The organism is Frigidibacter sp. SD6-1, from assembly GCF_030143255.1.
Taxonomy (GTDB): domain Bacteria; phylum Pseudomonadota; class Alphaproteobacteria; order Rhodobacterales; family Rhodobacteraceae; genus TMP-24.
Genome location: NZ_JARJNR010000008.1, coordinates 70,072 through 87,795, shown reverse-complemented (window position 1 = coordinate 87,795; position 17,724 = coordinate 70,072). Strand labels below are relative to the sequence as shown.

Annotated in this window: 21 protein-coding genes and 2 tRNA genes; 15 read left to right on the top strand and 8 right to left on the bottom strand. The window is 65.7% G+C overall.

Going from position 1 to position 17,724, the window contains the following annotated elements:
* Nucleotides 1–75 precede the first annotated feature (75 nt).
* From P0645_RS15455 to P0645_RS15415, 9 genes are all read left to right on the top strand, one after another.
* Nucleotides 76–1,095 carry a BMP family protein gene (locus P0645_RS15455; RefSeq protein WP_284165485.1) on the top strand — a complete coding sequence of 340 codons (1,020 nt, stop codon included), beginning with the start codon at nucleotides 76–78 and terminating at the stop codon, nucleotides 1,093–1,095.
* Entirely contained in the window at nucleotides 1,092–2,642 is a 1,551-nt protein-coding gene (locus P0645_RS15450; RefSeq protein WP_284165484.1) for an ABC transporter ATP-binding protein, read from the top strand. Before P0645_RS15455 ends, P0645_RS15450 begins: the two co-directional genes overlap by 4 nt.
* The gene (locus P0645_RS15445; protein ID WP_284165483.1) at nucleotides 2,632–3,681 is read left to right on the top strand and encodes an ABC transporter permease; all 1,050 of its coding nucleotides are present in this window, start codon (nucleotides 2,632–2,634) and stop codon (nucleotides 3,679–3,681) included. The genes P0645_RS15450 and P0645_RS15445 overlap by 11 nt, the downstream gene beginning before the upstream one ends.
* A gap of 1 nt (nucleotide 3,682) precedes the next feature.
* A complete protein-coding gene (locus P0645_RS15440; RefSeq protein ID WP_284165482.1) occupies nucleotides 3,683–4,627 on the top strand; it encodes an ABC transporter permease in 945 nt (314 codons plus the stop codon).
* Nucleotides 4,627–5,901 (top strand): amidohydrolase family protein, encoded by a 1,275-nt coding sequence (locus P0645_RS15435; protein WP_284165481.1) that lies wholly within the window; start codon nucleotides 4,627–4,629, stop codon nucleotides 5,899–5,901. The genes P0645_RS15440 and P0645_RS15435 overlap by 1 nt, the downstream gene beginning before the upstream one ends.
* 179 nt (nucleotides 5,902–6,080) lie before the next feature.
* Entirely contained in the window at nucleotides 6,081–6,287 is a 207-nt protein-coding gene (locus P0645_RS15430; protein WP_267632306.1) for a cold-shock protein, read from the top strand.
* 225 nt (nucleotides 6,288–6,512) lie between these two features.
* On the top strand, nucleotides 6,513–7,016 hold the full coding sequence (locus P0645_RS15425) for a type III secretion system chaperone family protein (RefSeq protein ID WP_284165480.1): 504 nt from the start codon (nucleotides 6,513–6,515) through the stop codon (nucleotides 7,014–7,016).
* A 54-nt stretch (nucleotides 7,017–7,070) separates the two neighbouring features.
* Nucleotides 7,071–7,883: a pyrroline-5-carboxylate reductase gene (proC, locus tag P0645_RS15420; protein WP_284165479.1), complete on the top strand. Its 813-nt coding sequence runs from the start codon at nucleotides 7,071–7,073 to the stop codon at nucleotides 7,881–7,883.
* On the top strand, nucleotides 7,880–8,215 hold the full coding sequence (locus P0645_RS15415) for a tRNA-binding protein (RefSeq protein ID WP_284165478.1): 336 nt from the start codon (nucleotides 7,880–7,882) through the stop codon (nucleotides 8,213–8,215). The genes proC and P0645_RS15415 overlap by 4 nt, the downstream gene beginning before the upstream one ends.
* A gap of 20 nt (nucleotides 8,216–8,235) precedes the next feature.
* Here the strand turns inward: P0645_RS15415 and P0645_RS15410 are convergent, their stop codons facing one another.
* Nucleotides 8,236–8,598, bottom strand: coding sequence for an SPW repeat domain-containing protein (locus tag P0645_RS15410; protein WP_284165477.1), 363 nt, complete (start codon nucleotides 8,596–8,598; stop codon nucleotides 8,236–8,238).
* 131 nt (nucleotides 8,599–8,729) lie between these two features.
* The gene (locus P0645_RS15405; protein WP_284165476.1) at nucleotides 8,730–9,683 is read right to left on the bottom strand and encodes an AraC family transcriptional regulator; all 954 of its coding nucleotides are present in this window, start codon (nucleotides 9,681–9,683) and stop codon (nucleotides 8,730–8,732) included.
* 213 nt (nucleotides 9,684–9,896) lie between these two features.
* On the opposite strand from P0645_RS15405, the gene P0645_RS15400 reads away from it, so the two are divergent.
* A complete protein-coding gene (locus tag P0645_RS15400) occupies nucleotides 9,897–10,379 on the top strand; it encodes a YHS domain-containing (seleno)protein (protein ID WP_284165475.1) in 483 nt (160 codons plus the stop codon).
* Nucleotides 10,380–10,463: 84 nt separating this feature from the next.
* Here the strand turns inward: P0645_RS15400 and P0645_RS15395 are convergent, their stop codons facing one another.
* A complete protein-coding gene (locus P0645_RS15395) occupies nucleotides 10,464–11,051 on the bottom strand; it encodes a thymidine kinase (protein WP_284165474.1) in 588 nt (195 codons plus the stop codon).
* A 328-nt stretch (nucleotides 11,052–11,379) separates the two neighbouring features.
* Here P0645_RS15395 and P0645_RS15390 point away from each other — a divergent pair, with 328 nt between their 5' ends.
* Nucleotides 11,380–11,838 (top strand): hypothetical protein, encoded by a 459-nt coding sequence (locus P0645_RS15390; protein WP_284165473.1) that lies wholly within the window; start codon nucleotides 11,380–11,382, stop codon nucleotides 11,836–11,838.
* Nucleotides 11,839–11,937: 99 nt separating this feature from the next.
* The gene (locus P0645_RS15385) at nucleotides 11,938–13,197 is read left to right on the top strand and encodes an aspartate kinase (RefSeq protein ID WP_284165472.1); all 1,260 of its coding nucleotides are present in this window, start codon (nucleotides 11,938–11,940) and stop codon (nucleotides 13,195–13,197) included.
* A gap of 110 nt (nucleotides 13,198–13,307) precedes the next feature.
* Here the strand turns inward: P0645_RS15385 and P0645_RS15380 are convergent.
* The 3 genes from P0645_RS15380 to P0645_RS15370 form a co-directional block, all read right to left on the bottom strand.
* Nucleotides 13,308–13,381 (bottom strand) — tRNA-Thr (locus P0645_RS15380).
* A gap of 75 nt (nucleotides 13,382–13,456) precedes the next feature.
* Nucleotides 13,457–14,104 carry a GntR family transcriptional regulator gene (locus P0645_RS15375; protein ID WP_284165471.1) on the bottom strand — a complete coding sequence of 216 codons (648 nt, stop codon included), beginning with the start codon at nucleotides 14,102–14,104 and terminating at the stop codon, nucleotides 13,457–13,459.
* Between the two features lie 31 nt (nucleotides 14,105–14,135).
* Nucleotides 14,136–14,831, bottom strand: a complete 696-nt coding sequence (locus P0645_RS15370; protein ID WP_284165470.1) for a M48 family metallopeptidase — start codon at nucleotides 14,829–14,831, stop codon at nucleotides 14,136–14,138.
* A gap of 159 nt (nucleotides 14,832–14,990) precedes the next feature.
* On the opposite strand from P0645_RS15370, the gene P0645_RS15365 reads away from it, so the two are divergent.
* Complete coding sequence (locus P0645_RS15365; RefSeq protein WP_284165469.1) at nucleotides 14,991–15,320, top strand: TIGR02300 family protein; 330 nt, start codon at nucleotides 14,991–14,993, stop codon at nucleotides 15,318–15,320.
* A gap of 194 nt (nucleotides 15,321–15,514) precedes the next feature.
* Nucleotides 15,515–15,590 (top strand) — tRNA-Ala (locus tag P0645_RS15360).
* Between the two features lie 162 nt (nucleotides 15,591–15,752).
* On the opposite strand, the gene P0645_RS15355 is transcribed toward P0645_RS15360, so the two are convergent.
* Both P0645_RS15355 and P0645_RS15350 read right to left on the bottom strand, forming a co-directional pair.
* Nucleotides 15,753–16,118 carry an SUF system Fe-S cluster assembly protein gene (locus P0645_RS15355; protein ID WP_284165468.1) on the bottom strand — a complete coding sequence of 122 codons (366 nt, stop codon included), beginning with the start codon at nucleotides 16,116–16,118 and terminating at the stop codon, nucleotides 15,753–15,755.
* A gap of 87 nt (nucleotides 16,119–16,205) precedes the next feature.
* Entirely contained in the window at nucleotides 16,206–16,802 is a 597-nt protein-coding gene (locus P0645_RS15350; RefSeq protein ID WP_284165467.1) for a hypothetical protein, read from the bottom strand.
* A 160-nt stretch (nucleotides 16,803–16,962) separates the two neighbouring features.
* Between P0645_RS15350 and purC the strand changes: the two genes are divergently transcribed.
* On the top strand, nucleotides 16,963–17,724 hold the full coding sequence (purC, locus tag P0645_RS15345) for a phosphoribosylaminoimidazolesuccinocarboxamide synthase (protein WP_284165466.1): 762 nt from the start codon (nucleotides 16,963–16,965) through the stop codon (nucleotides 17,722–17,724).

The following is a 17,724-nucleotide window of genomic DNA, read 5'->3' as shown; positions in this document are numbered from 1 at the left end:
AAATAAAGTTGCGCGAATCTGTGAATAAATTTACCAATTGATAAAAATAATCACTGCCAACCAACGGGGACCAGAATGAACAGCAAGACACCCTTCGCCGGCCTGACCCGGCGCATGCTTCTCGCCTCCGCCGGGGCCGCGACCGGCCTCGCATTCCTCCCGCACCGGGCGCTCGCCGCGGACCCTGTGAAGGTAGCGGGCATCTATACCGTGCCGGTCGAACAGCAGTGGGTCAGCCGCATCCACAAGGCGGCCGAGGCGGCGAAGGCCGCGGGCCTGATCGACTACAGCTACACCGAGAACACTGCCAACACCGATTATCCGCGCGTGATGCGCGAATATGCCGAGGGCGGGGCCAAACTGATCGTGGGCGAGATCTTCGGCGCCGAACAGGAAGCGCGCGAGGTGGTGCTCGATTACCCCGAAGTGGCCTTCCTTCTGGGGTCGTCCTTCATGCCGGACGTAGCCTATCCCAATCTCGCCGTCTTCGACAACTACATTCAGGACGCCTCCTATCTCTCTGGTATCATTGCCGGTTCCATGACCCAGTCCGGCAATATCGGCATGGTCGGCGGCTTCCCCATCCCGGAAGTGAACCGGCTGATGAACGCCTTCATGGCAGGCGTCCGCGAAACCCGTCCCGACGCCAGGTTCCAGGTCTCCTTCATCGGCTCCTGGTTCGACCCGCCCAAGGCCAAGGAAACCGCCTTCGCCATGATCGACGCGGGCGCCGACCTTCTTTACGCCGAACGGTTCGGCGTGTCGGACGCCGCCAAGGAACGCGGCGTCCTCTCGATCGGCAATGTGATCGACACCCAGGCCGACTATCCCGACACTGTCGTCGCCTCGGCGCTTTGGCATTTCGAGCCGACCTTCAACAAGGCCTTGGAAAACGTCATGGCCGGGACCTTCAAGGCCGACAATTACGGGGTCTATTCCTTCATGAAGGAAGGCGGCTGCTCGCTTGCGCCGCTCGGCACGTTCGAGGGCAAGGTGCCGGAAGCGGCGGTGAAACTCGCGGCCGAACGGGAAGCGGCGATCAGGGACGGGTCCTTCACCGTCGCCATCGACGATGGCGAGCCGAAATCCTCGTGACTGACCGGGAAAGGGACGGGGCGGAGGTTGTCCTCCGCCTCTCCGGCATCACCAAGCGCTTCGGCGCGCTTCTGGCCAACGACGCGATCGGGTTCGATCTGAGAAAGGGCGAGGTCATCGCCCTTCTCGGCGAAAACGGCGCGGGCAAGACCACGCTGATGAACATCCTTTTTGGCCATTACACGGCCGATGAAGGTACAGTCGAGGTCTTCGGACAGCCCCTTCCGCCCGGCCATCCGCGCGCGGCGCTCGCCGCCGGTGTCGGCATGGTGCATCAGCATTTCACGCTCGCCGACAACCTGTCGGTCCTCGACAATGTCCTTCTCGGCACACGGCCGCTTTTTTCGGCCAGCCTCGGCAAGGCGGCGGCGCGGACGCGTGTGAACAGGCTTGCGCAGGACTTCGGCCTCGCCGTTCACCCCGATGCCCGGGTCGGTTCCCTCTCGGTCGGCGAACGCCAGAGGGTGGAGATCCTGAAGGCGCTTTATCGCGACGCGCGTATCCTGATCCTGGACGAGCCGACAGCGGTCCTGACCCCGCAGGAAACCACCGCGCTTTTCGCGACCCTGAAGAAGGCGGTGGCGCTTGGCCTCTCGATCATCTTCATCTCGCACAAGCTGGGCGAAGTGATGGAAATCTCCTCCCGCGTACTCGTCCTGCGCCATGGAAAACTTGTGGGCGAGGTCGAGACGGCGCGGACCGACCGGCACCGGCTGGCCGAGATGATGGTGGGGGCCGAGATTGCCGCGCCTAAGGTGGCCGACCGGGCGCCGGGGCCCGCGCTTCTGACGTTGAAGGCCGTGGATACCGCGCGACGAGGCAATGCGCCGGGGCTGAAGGGCGTCGACCTTGACCTCAGGGCTGGCCAGATCATCGGGCTGGCGGGCGTGTCGGGCAATGGCCAGTCCGCGCTCGCCGCGCTGATCGGCGGGTTGGAAAGCCCGGTCGCCGGGCGGATGGAACTGGACGGCGGCCAGAATGCCGACTGGTCGCCGCGTGCCGCCATTGCCGCCGGGATCGCCCGCATTCCCGAGGATCGCCACCGCAGCGGAACCGTCGCGGATTTCTCGCTTGCCGAAAATGCGATTCTTGAAAGCTACGCCCGCCAGCCGATGAGCCGGAGGGGCTGGATGGACTGGCGCGCCGCGGACATGTTCGCACGGCGGATCATCGACACCTATGACGTGCGCTGCCCGGGGCCTTCGGCCCGCATCCGGCTTCTGTCCGGCGGCAACATGCAGAAACTGATCCTCGGCCGGGTTCTGGAAGCGGGCCCGCGGATCATTCTGGCCAACCAGCCGGTCCGGGGCCTTGATATCGGCGCGGTGACTTTCGTCCATAACCGCCTGATCGCGGCACGCGACGCGGGTGCGGCGATCCTTCTGATTTCGGAAGACCTTGACGAGGTCACGGCGCTGTCGGATGTCATCCATGTGATCTACGAGGGGCAGCTCTCGCCGGGTTTCGCGCGGGGCACGAAGACGCCTGCCGAGCTTGGGCTGTGGATGGCGGGGCAGGGGTTCGGGGGGGCGCATCATGCGGCTTGAACCGATCGCCAATCCCACTCTGGCGCGGCGGATCGGCCTGCCCGCCGTCGCCTTGGTGCTCACGGTCATCGCCGCCTCGCTTCTGGCGCTTCTCGCTGGTGCCAATCCCTTCGCGACCCTCGGGCTGATCGTTCAGGGCGCGGCCGGGTCGAAATTCGCGCTGCTGGAGACGCTGAACCGGGCGACGCCCTTGATCTTCACCGGCCTTGCCGCCGCCGTCGCCTTCCGGGCGCGGTTGTGGAACATCGGGGCGGAGGCGCAGCTTTACGCGGGCGCGGTCGTCACCGTGCTTCTGGGGACCGGGGCGCTTGGCCTGCCCGCGCCGCTGCTTCTGCCGCTTCTGGCGCTTGCGGCGATGCTTGCCGGTGCCGCGATCCTTCTGGGCCCGGTGCTGCTGAAGACCCGCCTCGGCGTCGACGAGGTCGTGACCACGCTTCTCTTCAACTTCATCATGCTTCTCTTCGTGTCCTATCTTCTGGAAGGACCGATGAAGGATCCGATGGGAATGGGCTGGCCCAAGTCCGCCGCGCTGATCCCCGAGGCGCGGCTGCCGCGGATCGTGACCGGCCTCAGGCTGCATTGGGGCTTTGCGCTCGCCCTTCTGGCGGCGCTCGCGGTCTGGGTGATCCAGACCCGCACGACCTTGGGCTATGAAATCCGCGCCGTGGGGCTGAATGCCGAGGCGGCGCGTTTTGCGGGCATTCCGGTCAACCGGGTGATGGTGAAGACCGCGCTTCTGTCGGGCGGGCTTGCCGCGCTTGCTGGCTTTTCCGAGGTGGCGGGGCTGAAGGGCAACCTGACGCTCGATCTCAGCCCGGGCTTTGGCTACGCGGGGATCATCGTCGCGATGCTGGCGCTCCTCAACCCGCTCGGCGTGATCCTCTCCGCCCTCTTCGTCGCGGGCGTCTTCGTCGGCGCCGACAGCATGAGCCGCGCCGCCGCCGTGCCCACCTATATCGCCGACATCCTGACCGCGACCGCGCTTCTGACCATGGTGCTGGCGCTCAGGCTCACCCACGCCCGCGTCCGCTGGAGGTAAGATGGATCTCTTCGACATCCTCCTGAATGCGAGCTTCTGGGCCGCCGCGGTGCGCATCGCCTCGCCCCTGATCTTCGCCACGCTTGGCGAGTTGATCTGCGAACGCGCGGGCGTCCTGAACCTCGGCATCGAGGGGATCATGGTCGCGGGCGCCTTCGCGGGCTGGATGACGGTCTATCTCGGCTTCGGCCTCTGGACCGGGGTGCTGGTCGCCATGCTGGTGGGCATGGCCTTCGGTTTCCTGCATGCGGTGCTCACCGTGCCGTTTGGGCTGTCGCAGCATGTGGTGGGGCTCGGGGTCACGCTTCTGGCCACAGCTACGGCCTATTTCGCCTATCGGCTGTCGCTGCCCGAGGTGACCTCGCCGCCGAAGATCGAGCCCTTCCAGCCGCTCGAGATACCGCTTCTGGCGAAGCTTCCGCTGATCGGGCCTGCCTTCTTCGCCCAGACCGCGCTGACCTATCTGGCTTTCGCGCTGATCCTTGCGGTCTGGCTCCTCCTTTACCGCACGCCCCTCGGTCTCGCGATCCGGGCGGCGGGGGAAAACCCGGCTTCGGTCGAGGCGCAGGGCCTTTCCGTCACTGCGATCCGCATGGGGGCGGTCATCGCCGGATCGGGCCTGATGGCGGTGGGCGGGGCCTTCCTGACCATGTCGGCCTTTTCGTCGTTCTTCTTCGAGATGGTGAACGGGCGCGGCTGGATATGCATCGCGCTGGTAGTTTTTGGCGCCTGGCGGCCGGGAAAGGCCGCGCTCGGCGCGCTTTTGTTCGCAGCCTTCGATGCGCTTCAGGTGCGGCTGCAGCAGACGCCGATGGGCGCGGTTGTACCCTATCAGCTCTTCCTGATGGTACCCTATGTCCTCTCCATCCTCGCGCTGATCCTGATGTCGCGGCGGGCCGAGGTGCCGGCGGCGTTGATGATGCCGTTCAACAAGGGGGAACGCTGATGTTCGATCTTCTGATCAAGGGCGGGACCCTGCCAGACGGCACGGCCAGCGACATCGGGATCAGGGGCGACCGGATCGCCGCCCTGGGCCGGATCGAGGGCGCGGCGCGCGAGGTGATCGATGCCACCGGCGATCTCGTCTCGCCGCCCTTCGTCGACCCGCATTTCCACATGGATGCGACACTCTCCTACGGCACCCCCCGCGTGAACGCTTCGGGCACGCTGCTGGAAGGGATCGCGCTGTGGGGGGAGTTGCGGGAAATCGCCACCGTTGACGAGATGGTCGACCGGGCGGTGACTTATTGCGACTGGGCGGCCTCGATGGGCCTCTTGGCGATCCGCACGCATGTCGACACCACGCCCGACCATCTGCGCGGCGTCGAGGCGATGCTGGAAGTGAAGGCCCGCGTCGCGCCCTATATCGATCTGCAACTGGTGGCCTTTCCCCAGGACGGGCTGTACCGCACGAAGACGGGCCGCGAGAACGTGATCCGCGCGCTTGACATGGGTGTCGATGTGGTGGGCGGCATCCCGCATTTCGAACGGACGATGGAGGAGGGGACGGAGAGCTTGCGCGACCTTGGCCGGATCGCCGCCGAACGGGGCCTGATGTGGGACGTCCATTGCGACGAGACCGACGACCCGATGTCCCGCCATGTCGAGGTGATGGCGCGCGAGGTCACGCGCCACGGGCTTGGGGGCAGGGCGGCGGGAAGCCATTTGACCAGCATGCATTCGATGGACAATTACTATGTCTCGAAACTCCTGCCGCTGATTGCCGAAAGCGGGATGACCGCGATCCCCAACCCGTTGATAAATATCACTTTGCAAGGCCGCCACGACACCTATCCCAAGCGCCGGGGCCTGACCCGGGTGAAGGAGATGCAGGCCCAGGGCATCACTGTTGGCTGGGGCCAGGATTGCGTGATGGACCCCTGGTATTCCTTGGGCACCGCCGACATGCTCGACGTGGCTTTCATGGGGCTCCATGTCGCGCAGATGACCCATCCCGAAGAGATGGCCCGCTGTTTCCGCATGGTGACCGAGGACAATGCGCGGATCATGAACCTAGAGGGCTATGGGCTGAAGGTCGGCGACAAGGCCTCGCTTGTGGTTCTCGACGCTGGCAACCCGACCGAGGCGCTGCGGCTCCGGGCCGAACGTCTGGCGGTCGTGGCGAACGGCAAGGTCATCGCCCGGCGGCACCGAAACGACACACGGCTGACGATTGCAGGGCGGCCCGGCACGGTCCGGCGGCGTCATCCCGACCGCTGATCCGTCCGGCCTCAAACCGCTAAGCCCCGATTTTCCTTGCTTTGTGGACAAATAGGGTCCATATCGGCATGGCGACGTTACTTTATCGACCCTGTCTCCGACTTCGGCCTCAGCTTTCGATTCTGCCTGACTGCGCCGAGCCGCCGCATCCTGCGGGCGGGTTTTATAGGAGACACACGATGGCCACCGGCTCCGTGAAATGGTTCAATGCCACCAAAGGCTTCGGCTTCATCGCCCCCGATGGCGGCAAGAAGGACGTGTTCGTCCACATCACCGCGCTTGAGCGTGCGGGCATCCGCGAACTGAAGGACGGCCAGAAGGTCACCTTCGACATCGAAGCGGGCCGCGACGGCCGCGAATCGGCGACGAACCTCCAACTCGCCTGATCTCAGGCCTGACGGACTGAAAGACGGGGCCTCGTGCCCCGTCTTTTGCTTTTCGGGGCCGTGATTGGTCGCCATCCGGCAACCTGTGGAGAAATAAAGCTTTACAGCCCCGACCCCTGCGTTCACCATATCTGGTAAGGGGAGGCGACAGGCAACGCCGAACCTTGTAGGAACACCGAGCATTTGGGGGTAGCGTCCCATCTGCCAATAAAGCAAGGGCCGGGCATGTCGATTTCCGAAGAATTCCTCGGATCGGACGAGATCCATCCGATTGATATCGTCGAGACTTTTGCCGAATCGCATCAGTGGGACTTCGACCGCGTCACCGACGATCAGATCGCGATGACGGTCGAGGGACAGTGGCGCACCTATTCCATCACCCTCGCCTGGTCGGGCCATGACGAAACGCTGCGGCTGATCGCGACCTTCGAAATGGATCCGCCGTCCGAGAAGCTTCCGGCCCTCTACGAAGTCCTGAACCGGGCCAATGACATGGTCTGGTCGGGCGCCTTCACCTTCTGGGCCGAACAGCGCCTGATGGTCTGGCGCTATGGCCTGGTTCTGGCGGGCAGCCAGATCGCCACGCCCGAACAGATCGACCGGCTGATCACCCAGGCGGTTCTCGCTGCGGAGCGTTTCTATCCCGCCTTCCAGCTGGTCGCCTGGGGCGATGATGCGCCGGAACGCGCGCTCGACGTGGCGCTGAACGAGGCCTACGGCCGCGCCTGACCCCTTTCCTCTGCCGCGCGCGCCTGTAATGTCGCGGGCGATGGAGGATCATTCATGTCGATGACGGAACTGGACCGCCGCGGCCTCGTGCTGATCGGTTGCGGCAAAATGGGCTCGGCCATGCTTGCGGGCTGGCTCGAACGTGGGCTGGCGCCGGGCGCGGTCTGGGTCAGCGACCCGAACCCGAGCGACTGGCTGACAGGGCAGGGGGTGCGGATCAATCAGGGACTGCCGCCAGACCCGGCCATTGTTCTCATCGCCGTGAAGCCGCAGATGATGGCGGAGGCGCTTCCCGGTCTTGCAGCCCTTGGCGGCGGCGGGACGCTTTTCCTGACCGTCGCGGCAGGGACGACGATTGCGACCTATGAGCGGGTGTTGGGCAGGGCGACGCCGATCGTGCGGGCGATGCCCAACACGCCCGCCGCCATCGGCAAGGGCATCACGGCGATCTGCGGCAACACGGCGGTGACCGGCACGCATCTGGCGCAGGCGGAAGAGCTTCTGTCGGCGGTTGGTCAGGTGGTGCGGCTCGAGGGCGAGCATCAGATGGATGCGGTCACGGCCGTCTCCGGCTCCGGCCCGGCCTACGTGTTTCACTTGATCGAAACGCTCGCGGCGGCGGGTGCGGCCGAGGGCCTGCCGCCCGCGCTGGCCATGCAGCTTGCCAAGGCCACGGTCGCGGGCGCGGGCGCGCTGGCCGAGGCGGCGGCCGAGGCGCCGGATCAGCTCAGGGTGAATGTCACCTCGCCGGGTGGCACCACGGCGGCGGCGCTGAAGGTGCTGATGGATGAAGGGCGCGGTTTCCCGGCGCTCTTGAAAGAGGCCGTCCATGCCGCGGCCAAACGGGGCAGGGAGCTTGGGCGATGACCATTACCTTCGACGATTTCCTGAAGGTCGATATCCGTGTCGGCCGCATTACCCGCGCCGAACCGTTCCCTGAGGCGCGCAAGCCTGCTGTGAGGCTCTGGATCGATTTCGGACCGGAGTTGGGCGTGAAGAAATCCTCCGCCCAGATCACCCGGCACTACACGCCCGAGGCACTGATCGGGCGGCAGGTTCTGGCGGTGGTGAATTTCCCGCCCCGCCAGATCGGCCCGGTGATGTCCGAGGTGCTGACGCTTGGCGTGCCCGATGCCGATGGCGAGGTGGTGCTGATCGGCCCGGGCCATGACGTGCCCTTGGGCGGACGGCTATACTAGCGCCCGCCCTGTGGGATCGCTCAGGCGGAAAGCGCCGTGCCTTCGGGTTTCGAGAGGCCGATCACCGTCACCACGGCCGCGCCGTTCAGCCAGTAGTAGGCGGCATCAAGCCCGCTGAAGCCGAGGACGAAAGGCAGGGCGAGGAAGAGGAGCCCCACACACAGATCCACCGCCAGATGGACCTTGTAGGGCAGAACCCGGACCAGGCCGGTCTGATGATCGGTGAAGATGGTCAGCGCGAAGGCCGCAAGTCCGACGACCGGCGAAATGGTCAGGGCAAGCGGGTGCGATGTGCCGAGGCCCAGCAGGAAGGGCAGCGCGATGAGGGCGAGGGCGACGGGATAGTCGATCCAGGCATGGATGGTCTTGGTAACGAAGCGCATTTTGTGTCCTTTCGTGAGGTTGGCGTCTGGCGGCGGTGCCGCACTTCCGCCTTCCTAGACCCAATGTCCTGGACGATTAAGTTCAGATCGTTCGCATGACCTGCCTGATCGTCCGAAAGGGTGGACGATGATCAGGCCGCTTCCAGATCGGCCTGCGCATGGCGGAAGGCGGCGGGCGGCATGCCGATCTCTTTCTTGAAGACCCGGCTGAAGGCCGATTCCGAGCCATAGCCCGACAGTTCCGCCGCCTCGGCCACGCTCAGCCCGCGCGCTGACAGCGCGTCGCGCGCGATCTGCATCCGCCAGGACGTGACATAGGCCATCGGCGTGACACCCAGCCGGCCGGTGAAGCGCTCGGCGAAACTGGTGCGCGAGAGGCCCGCCTCGCGGGCGAGATCCGCGACGGTCCAGCTGCGCGCCGGGGCGCGGTGAAAGGCCGACAGGGCGCGCGACAGATGCGGATCGGCGAAGCCCGCGATGCCGCTGTCGCCAGCCGCCGCCTCCTCGACATGGGCGCGGATCGCCTGGGCAAAGATCGCCTCGGACATCTTCAGGGCGATAAGGTCGCTGCCCAGACGCGCCCGTCCGGCCTCGGCCCCGATCACCTTCAGCGTCGCTTCCAGCCAGGGACCCGTCTCGGCGCCGTAGCCGCGCAGATGAATAACCGGCGGCAGCCGTTCGAAGAGAAGATGGCGCGAGCCCTCGGCCAGCGAGAAATGCCCGCATATGAGCTGGATGTCGCGCTTGCCGCCATCGCCACCCCAGACAAGCACGCCCTCGCCGCGATAGCCGGACCGTTCCAGCACGGAATCGAGTTCCATCGCCTCGGGCGGCAGGGTCTTGGGGCAATGCAGCACATGGGCGGCGCCATGCGGTATGATCGCCAGATCGCCCTGCGCCAGCATCAGGGTCTGCCCGGTCTCGGGCACATGCACCAGGCAATCGCCGCGATGGGCGTAATGGAAACGCGCGACATTGCGATAGGGCGGCACCTTGACCCCCCATGGCTCGGAAAAGCTCGTGCGGAAGTACAGCGTGCCGCGCAGCGAGAGGCGGGTGAGGATGTCGCTCAGAAGGTCCAGCATGAGGCGACCCTACACACATGAATGCCAGTCGTCCAGACTTCCGGACGATCTGCAATGTATGCCGGACAAAGGGGCATTAATACAACGAAGGAAATGGGTTCAATTGGCACTGCGCTTCGATCGACGTCAGGTGCAGAGACGCCTTTCCAGATGACGCGGCGCGTCCGGTCCGCTTGGGCCGGACAGGATCAAAACCGACCGAAAGGACCAACCATGTTTCCCAAACTCACTCTGGCCGCCGCGCTGTTCGCGTCGCTTTGCGCCCTTGGCCCGGCGATGGCCGCCGACGAGGTCAACGTCGTTCCCGGCCTGACCGCCGTCGGCGCGCCCCTTGGCCTGCACGGGGCCGATCCCGTTGCTCTGCTCGATGACGGAAAGAATGTCGAAGGAGTCGCGACGCAGACAGCCGTTCACGAAGGGGTCGCCTACTACTTTTCCTCCGAGGCCAACCGCATGGTGTTCGAGGCCAATCCCGATCGCTACAAGGTCCAGAATGGCGGCTTCTGCACCTTCGGTGTCTCGGTGAACAAGAAATTCGACGGCGATCCGAATTTCGCGGCCGTTGTGGACGACAAGCTCTATGTCTTCCTCAGCGAGGAAATCTATCAGGCCTTCCTCAAGGACAAGGCCGGGACGATCGCCAAGGCCGCCGAAAACTGGAAGTCGATCGAGCATACGGCCGCGCGGGACCTCTGAGCGCGCCTGAAAGGTCCGGGCCGGTGCGCTGCGTGCGCCGGCCCGGAAAATGTCAGGCGCCGGGTGACTCCTTTGGCAATTGCGCTATCTGTGCGGCTCGCCGATCTCTTCCCGCCAGTGGCGGCGGCAGAGCGACACATAGGTCTCGTTCCCGCCGATCTGCACCTGCGCCCCGTCGCGCAGCGCCTTGCCGTCCGGCCCGCGCCGGACGACCATCGTGGCCTTCTTGCCGCAATGGCAGATGGTGCGGACCTCGCGCATCTCGTCGGCCAGCGCCAGAAGCGCGGCCGAGCCGGGAAAAAGCTCGCCCCGGAAATCGACGCGCAAGCCGTAGCACATCACCGGCAGGCCCAGATCATCGACGGCGCGCGCCAGTTGCCAGACCTGGTCGCGGCTGAGGAACTGCGCCTCGTCGAGGAAGATGCAGTCGATTGGCCCGGCGCCGAGGCGGCGGCGGATCAGATCGAACAGGTCGGTTGTCGCGTCGAACATGTCGGCCTCTTCGCCGATGCCGATCCGGCTGGCGATGCGGCCCGTACCCGCCCGGTCATCGAGGCGCGCGGTCAGAAGGTAGGTCGTCATGCCGCGCTCGCGGTAATTGTGGGACGCCTGCAGAAGCAGCGTCGACTTGCCCGCGTTCATGGTCGAATAATGGAAATAGAGCTTGGCCATGGGCTTCATTAGCCCGGCACCCCCATCTGCGGCAAGGTCGGCGGGGGCCGGCCTTCCAGGACGGTCCCTCCCGCCGCCAGCGGGCGACGGGAGAGGCCAATGTCCTAAATCAACTCGCACCACCAAACGCCAGAGCCGTACCCCGGCCAGCCCCCTATTGGCTAAGACGCCCTGCTAAAACCCGCCAGAGGCGGTCACATGAAAGGTTCCGTAACGTCCGGAACGGTTAATGAATGACAAAGGCCCGCCGCGGACTTAATGGGAAAGAGACTGGCCCTTTCCCCGCACAAAAATGTCGCGGACGGGCCTGACTTGCGGGGGGCGGGACGTGGCAAGGACGGCGACGAATTATCTCAAGCGTCATACCGAGGCGCTGGTGAAGGATGTGGGCATCGAGGCCGCCGCCGCCCTTTCCGGCAAGTCCAAGGCGACGCTTGGTCGCTATTATTCCGACGATCCGGAGCATGGTGACCGGTTCATGCCGATCGACGTGGTGGCGGCGCTCGAAGCCGCTTCGCGCTTTCCCCATGTCACGGCCGCGCTTGCCGACCTGCGCGGCATCACGCTTTCCTACGACCAGGACCGCAGGGGCGACGGCAAGGGGGGCGTGAATTCGGATGTCGTGGCCCTCAGCCAGCGGTTCGCGATGCTGATGGCGGAATATAACGCCTCGATCGAGGATGGCCGGATTTCGATCAACGAGGCCAAGCGGCTCTTGAACGAGACGCTGGCGATCCAGAAGGTGCTGATCGACATGAAGCTGCACCTTGAAGAAGAGGCGACCTGACCTTTCGCGCCGCTTTCGCCTCTTGCCCTCTCCCCCCTGCGCGCATAAGAAGCCCGCGGTTCGATCAGCGGAACCCGTTCCGGGACAAAAGGGGGGCAGATGCCGCTTCTTGTTATGAAATTCGGCGGCACGTCGGTGGCCGACCTGGAGCGGATCGAGAATGCTGCCAAGAAGGTCCGGAAAGAGGTCGAGCGTGGCTATTACGTGATCGTCATCGTCTCGGCCATGTCGGGCAAGACGAACGAGCTGGTGGGCTGGGTCGAGACCACTTCGAAGCTGTATGATGCCCGCGAATATGACGCGGTCGTCGCCTCGGGCGAGAATATCACCGCCGGGCTGATGGCGCTCAGGTTGCAGGAGATGGGCGTGCCGGCGCGGTCCTGGCAGGGCTGGCAGGTGCCGATCAACACGACGTCCGCCCATGGCTCCGCCCGCTTCGTCTCGATCCCGCGCGACAATCTCGACGCGAAATTCGCCGAAGGGTTCAAGGTCGCCGTGGTCGCGGGTTTCCAGGGCGTCAGCCCGGAGGGACGCATTACCACGCTCGGCCGGGGCGGGTCGGACACGACCGCAGTGGCCTTCGCCGCCGCCTTCGGGGCCGAGCGCTGCGACATCTACACCGACGTGGACGGCGTCTACACGACCGATCCGCGCATCTGCGCCAAGGCGCGCAAGATGGACAAGATCGCCTTCGAGGAGATGCTGGAACTGGCATCCCTCGGCGCCAAGGTCCTGCAGACCCGCTCGGTCGAGCTTGCCATGCGCTACAAGGTGCGCCTGCGGGTGCTATCGTCCTTTGAAGATACCGATGAAACGTCCGGCACCCTGGTGTGCGACGAGGAGGAAATCATGGAATCGAAAGTCGTCTCGGGCGTCGCCTACAGCCGCGACGAAGCCAAGATCACCCTCGTCACGGTCGAGGACCGGCCGGGCGTCGCCTCGGCGATCTTCGGGCCTTTGGCCGACGCGGGCGTGAACGTGGACATGATCGTCCAGAACATCTCCGAGAAGGGCCATGACGATGCCCATCCCGGCGCCGTCACCGACATGACCTTCTCCTGCCCGGTCAACCAGGTCGAACGCGCCAAGAGGGCGGTCGAGGATGCCCGCGCTGCCGGGTCGATCGTATACGAGGATCTGGTCGTCGATACAGATGTCGCCAAGGTCTCGGTCGTCGGAATCGGGATGCGCAGCCATGCGGGCGTCGCCGCCAAGATGTTCTCGGCACTCGCGGCGGAGAATGTGAACATCAAGGTCATCGGCACGTCCGAGATCAAGATCTCCGTCCTCATCGACCGCAAGTATATGGAACTGGCCGTGCAGGCGCTGCACGACGCGTTCGAACTGGAAAAGGCCTGAGGCGCGCACCGGTCAGCCGACGGGTTCACGCGCCGGTCCGGGACGACAAGACCATGAACCGCCGGTGGCCTCGGCCCCGGCGTTTCGCTTTTTCGTCAGGCGATTGCGCGTGCCCCCTGTCCGATTCGAACGGACGACCTACCGCTTACAAGGCGGTTGCTCTGGCCAGCTGAGCTAAGAGGGCAACGCCCCGCCTGTTTAAACGAGCGCTGCCGCCCCGGCAAGAAGGGAAGGGCGGTTTGTCGGGCGGGTGAGTCCCTTAGGTCACCAGATGCCTCAGGCCCTGCGTCACATCGGTCCGGACCGCGAGCCTCAGGCCGGGCTCGTCGCCCGCCTTGAGCGCTGCGATGATCATGCGGTGATGTTGCGGTGGTTCGCGGCGAACGAGGCGCGCGTAAAGCGCGCGCATGGTGGGGCCCAACTGCAGCCAGACGGTTTCGGCAACCGCAAGGATCGCGGGCGACTGGGCGCGCAGGTAGAGAAGCCGGTGGAACTCCAGATTGGTGCGCAGATAGCCCACCGCATCGCGCCGGAGCGCCGCCTCCTGATTGGCGGCATTGATCGCCTGCATCCGCTCGACCAGCGCCATATGGACGCGGGGCAGGGCGCGGCTGGCAAGCTCGGGCTCGAGGAGCGCGCGGAGCGCCGCCAGCTCCTCGATCCGGTCGTTGGTCAGTTCCGGCGTCGCGACCCGGCCCGACGCCGACAATGTCACCGCACCTTCGGCGGCAAGCCGCCTCAGCGCCTCGCGCACCGGCGTCATCGACAGGCCGAACTGCTCGGCCAGTCCCCGGATCGTCAGGGCCTGTCCGGGAGGCAGTTCGCCATGCATGATCTGCTGGCGCAGCGTCCGGTAGACGCGGTCATGCGAGGCGAGGCCGGGATCGAGCGTGCGCGGGGCGATCATGGCGCCATGTGATCACGGGCGCAGAAGCGGGTCAACGGGCGTCGAACCGGTAGCGGTGCAGCCCGGCGCCCTCGCGTTTCAGCCAGCGGCGGTGACGCTGATAGTCGGGCATCAGCCGCGCCACCACCGCCCAGAAGGCGGGCGAGTGGTTCATCTCGACGAGATGCGCCACCTCGTGCGCCGCGACATAGTCGAGCACCTCGGGCGGGGCGAGGATCAGCCGCCAGGAATACATGAGCGCCCCGTCCGCCGCGCAGGAGCCCCAGCGCGAACGGGTGTCGCGCAGCGTGATCGGGCCATGCGCGCGCCCGAGCTGTGCGGCGTAACGCGCTGACGCCTCGACCAGCCGCGCCCGCGCCCGGAACTTGAGCCAGGCCGCTGCCCGCGCCGCCGCCTTGCCCGGGTCGCGGGGCAGGAGGAGGTCGCCCCCCTCGATGCGCGGCGACCGGACATCGGCGGGCTCAAGGGTCAGGGGCTGGCCCTCCACCGGCAAGACCGTGCCGAAGCCCACATCGACCGCGCTGCCGATCCGGGCGCGGGCCTTGACGATCCAGTCGGCCTGTTCTGCGGCAAAGGCCAGGGCATCGCCCTCGCGCGCCCGGGCGGGCAGCGACAGGGTGACCTGACCGTCGAGCCCCGAGACACGCAGCGAAAACCGCCGCGCCCGCGCCGTGCGGCGCAGAACGAGTGTTACGCCCGGATGGCCGGGAAGATCGCGGTGGTTCATCTCTGCCCTTTCCTCGGCCACATTCTCGCCCGTCCGCCACGCCGGGGAAAGGGCCGATTTCCACCGGGGACGGCCGCGCGAGCAAAGCGTTTGACAGCCCCCGGCACTTGTGACATTTGGCTGCGACTCTGAGATAGACGCGCACGGAAGGAGAGTTCCATGCCAAAGGACGAATGGGGCACAAAACGCCTCTGCCCGCATTGTGCCAGCCGCTTCTACGACCTGAAGCGCGACCCGATGACCTGCCCGGAATGCGGCCACAGCTTCACCGCTGAAAGCCTCGTGATGACCCGCGGCCGGGCGATGATCGCCGAGAAGGCGGTGGTGAAGGAACGCGATCTCGACCTCGACGATCTGGCCGACGATACCGATCTGGACGAGGCGGGCAACGACAGCGACCTTGACGACGATCTCCTCGACGATGACGAGGACGACAATGTCTCGCTCGACGATATCGCCGATGTCGGCGGCGGCGAAGACGAAGTCTGATCGCCTCTGCAGAGGATGTTTCCACCGAACGCCGCGCCGGTCCGCCCGGGGCGGCGTTCGCCTTTTCGGGGCGCGCCGAAGGCGGTGCCGCGCCGCCGCAGAAACTCCGCCAGGACCCTCGTTTTCCTCTTGCGCCCGTCGGCCCGACTGCCTATAGCACAGCCCACGCGGGCCGGATGGCCCGGACCTCCGGTGGGGCCATAGCTCAGTTGGGAGAGCGCTTGAATGGCATTCAAGAGGTCAGGGGTTCGACTCCCCTTGGCTCCACCAAATAAATCAGTTGCTTGCAGATCGAACTGAAGACCGACAGGCGGCTTGGCTGCTTCATGATCGGTCGCTGCCGGGCAATTCGCTGAATCAACTGGGGCGGGCGCGTGACCTGCCCAAGCGGTTCCGATATTGTTTGGTCCCCAATCCTCAGGCGACCGCCCGCTACATGAACCCCAGTTCCAGCCGGGCCTCGTCGGACATCATGTCCATGCCCCATTGCGGCTCGAAGGTCATGCTGACATCGACGTCCCGCACGCCGTCGACCGCCTCGACCGCGTTCTGCACCCAGCCGGGCATCTCGCCCGCGACCGGGCAGCCGGGGGCGGTCAGCGTCATGATGATGCCGACGGCGTTCTCGGGCGAAATCTCGATCGTGTAGACAAGGCCCAGATCGTAGATGTTCACCGGGATTTCGGGGTCGTAGACCGTGCGGCAGGCATCCACGACATTGTCGTAGAGCGGATGGTCGGTCGAGGACGGCTTGATCAGCGGCGTGCCTTCGATCGGTTCGGTCGGTTCTGCGGTCATCTCATTCCCCGGATTTCCCGAGCGAATATATAGGAATTGTGGCGCCGAGGTCCAGAGCGCCATCGGAAAGGGCGCCCGGGTGCCGCATCAGCCTCGCCGCCGCTGGTAACGGGTGGCGGTCAGCCGGGCCGAGACGGCGCAGCTTTTGACATCGACGAAACCCGCCGCGCGAAAGACCTCGCGCACGCGCGCATCCGGCGGCTCTGCCCCCTTGCCCTTGGGAAAGAGGCACCAGATCGGCGGCGCTGCAGGAGCTTCAGCAGCGGCAAGCGCGGCCTCCAGCCCCGCGTCCGACTTCAGCTCCGCGATCAGGAAGGCCGCGCCCGCCGCTTGCGGCGCCAGGGCGCCCGAAAGCGCGGCGATCACCGCCTCGTCGGTCAGGGGCGTCAGGGCGAAGGCCCGCGCGCCGCACCCGACCCCGAGCTTTTCGGCGAGCGTCGGCGGCCCCTTGAGGATCGCCTTCCGCCAGCTTTCCGCCGCCTTCGCCCCAAGGTCGAGTTCCAGCCAGCTGCCCGCAGTCAGAAGCCGCAGCCCCTCGCCATCGACCTCGGCCCGCGTGATCGCGGCGCGCGGAATGCGGGCGCGGATATCGCCGCGCAGGACGATTTCTTCGCCCTCCAGCAGCGCCTTGCCCTCGGCGGCCTCGCCCTGCCAGCGGATCGTGCAGATCGCCTCGCGTCCCATCTCTCCTCCGGTCTGCGTCCTGGTGCAGGCTACCCCGGCTCGCGCCTCCGGGGGAAGCTCGATCCCGCGCCTTGCGGGGCAGGGGCATCTGGCCTATAGGGGCGGCAAGCCGGGTGCCGCCGAGGCAGGCGCCCTGTCCCGAGGGTTGAAGGGAGACGCCATGTCGCGCCGGAAGAAAGTCTACGAAGGCAAGGCCAAGATCCTGTACGAAGGCCCCGAACCCGGCACGTTCGTGCAATATTTCAAGGATGACGCGACCGCCTTCAACGCCCAGAAGAAGGCGACGATCGAGGGCAAGGGTGTCCTGAACAACCGCCTCAGCGAATTCTTCATGCAGGGGCTGACGAACATCGGCATCCCGAACCATTTCATCCGCCGCCTGAACATGCGCGAGCAGCTGATCCGCCAGGTGGAGATCATCCCGCTTGAGGTGATCGTGCGGAACTTCGCCGCAGGCTCCATCGCCAAGCGCCTTGGCATGGAGGAGGGCACTGCCCTGCCGCGCCCGATCGTCGAATACAGCTACAAGAATGACGCGCTCGGCGATCCGATGGTGAGCGAGGAATATATCGTCGCCTTCGGCTGGGCGACCCAGCAGGACCTCGACGACATCATCTCGCTGGCGCTCCGCGTCAACGATTTCCTCTCGGGCGTCTTCTACGGCGCGGGCATCAAGCTTGTCGACTTCAAGATCGAGATCGGCCGCATCTGGGACGGCGATTTCATGCGCCTGATCGTGGCGGACGAGATCAGCCCCGACTCGTGTCGGCTCTGGGACATCAAGACCGGCCAGAAGCTCGACAAGGATGTCTTCCGCCGCGATCTGGGCAGCCTGACGGATGCCTATTCCGAGGTGGCGCGGCGTCTGGGCGTGCTGCCCACGCAGTCGACGCCGATGACGAAACCCACGCTGATCAACTGA

Coding starts and splice junctions, on each gene's coding strand:
- P0645_RS15440 (WP_284165482.1), top strand. CDS start 3,683: ATGGATCTCTTCGACATCCTCCTGAATGCGAGCTTCTGGGCCGCCGCG.
- P0645_RS15455 (WP_284165485.1), top strand. CDS start 76: ATGAACAGCAAGACACCCTTCGCCGGCCTGACCCGGCGCATGCTTCTC.
- P0645_RS15355 (WP_284165468.1), bottom strand. CDS start 16,118: ATGACCGCAGAACCGACCGAACCGATCGAAGGCACGCCGCTGATCAAG.
- P0645_RS15405 (WP_284165476.1), bottom strand. CDS start 9,683: ATGCTGGACCTTCTGAGCGACATCCTCACCCGCCTCTCGCTGCGCGGC.
- P0645_RS15365 (WP_284165469.1), top strand. CDS start 14,991: ATGCCAAAGGACGAATGGGGCACAAAACGCCTCTGCCCGCATTGTGCC.
- P0645_RS15385 (WP_284165472.1), top strand. CDS start 11,938: ATGCCGCTTCTTGTTATGAAATTCGGCGGCACGTCGGTGGCCGACCTG.
- P0645_RS15430 (WP_267632306.1), top strand. CDS start 6,081: ATGGCCACCGGCTCCGTGAAATGGTTCAATGCCACCAAAGGCTTCGGC.
- P0645_RS15370 (WP_284165470.1), bottom strand. CDS start 14,831: ATGAACCACCGCGATCTTCCCGGCCATCCGGGCGTAACACTCGTTCTG.
- purC (WP_284165466.1), top strand. CDS start 16,963: ATGTCGCGCCGGAAGAAAGTCTACGAAGGCAAGGCCAAGATCCTGTAC.
- P0645_RS15445 (WP_284165483.1), top strand. CDS start 2,632: ATGCGGCTTGAACCGATCGCCAATCCCACTCTGGCGCGGCGGATCGGC.
- P0645_RS15395 (WP_284165474.1), bottom strand. CDS start 11,051: ATGGCCAAGCTCTATTTCCATTATTCGACCATGAACGCGGGCAAGTCG.
- P0645_RS15410 (WP_284165477.1), bottom strand. CDS start 8,598: ATGCGCTTCGTTACCAAGACCATCCATGCCTGGATCGACTATCCCGTC.
- P0645_RS15415 (WP_284165478.1), top strand. CDS start 7,880: ATGACCATTACCTTCGACGATTTCCTGAAGGTCGATATCCGTGTCGGC.
- P0645_RS15350 (WP_284165467.1), bottom strand. CDS start 16,802: ATGGGACGCGAGGCGATCTGCACGATCCGCTGGCAGGGCGAGGCCGCC.
- P0645_RS15400 (WP_284165475.1), top strand. CDS start 9,897: ATGTTTCCCAAACTCACTCTGGCCGCCGCGCTGTTCGCGTCGCTTTGC.
- P0645_RS15435 (WP_284165481.1), top strand. CDS start 4,627: ATGTTCGATCTTCTGATCAAGGGCGGGACCCTGCCAGACGGCACGGCC.
- P0645_RS15425 (WP_284165480.1), top strand. CDS start 6,513: ATGTCGATTTCCGAAGAATTCCTCGGATCGGACGAGATCCATCCGATT.
- proC (WP_284165479.1), top strand. CDS start 7,071: ATGTCGATGACGGAACTGGACCGCCGCGGCCTCGTGCTGATCGGTTGC.
- P0645_RS15375 (WP_284165471.1), bottom strand. CDS start 14,104: ATGATCGCCCCGCGCACGCTCGATCCCGGCCTCGCCTCGCATGACCGC.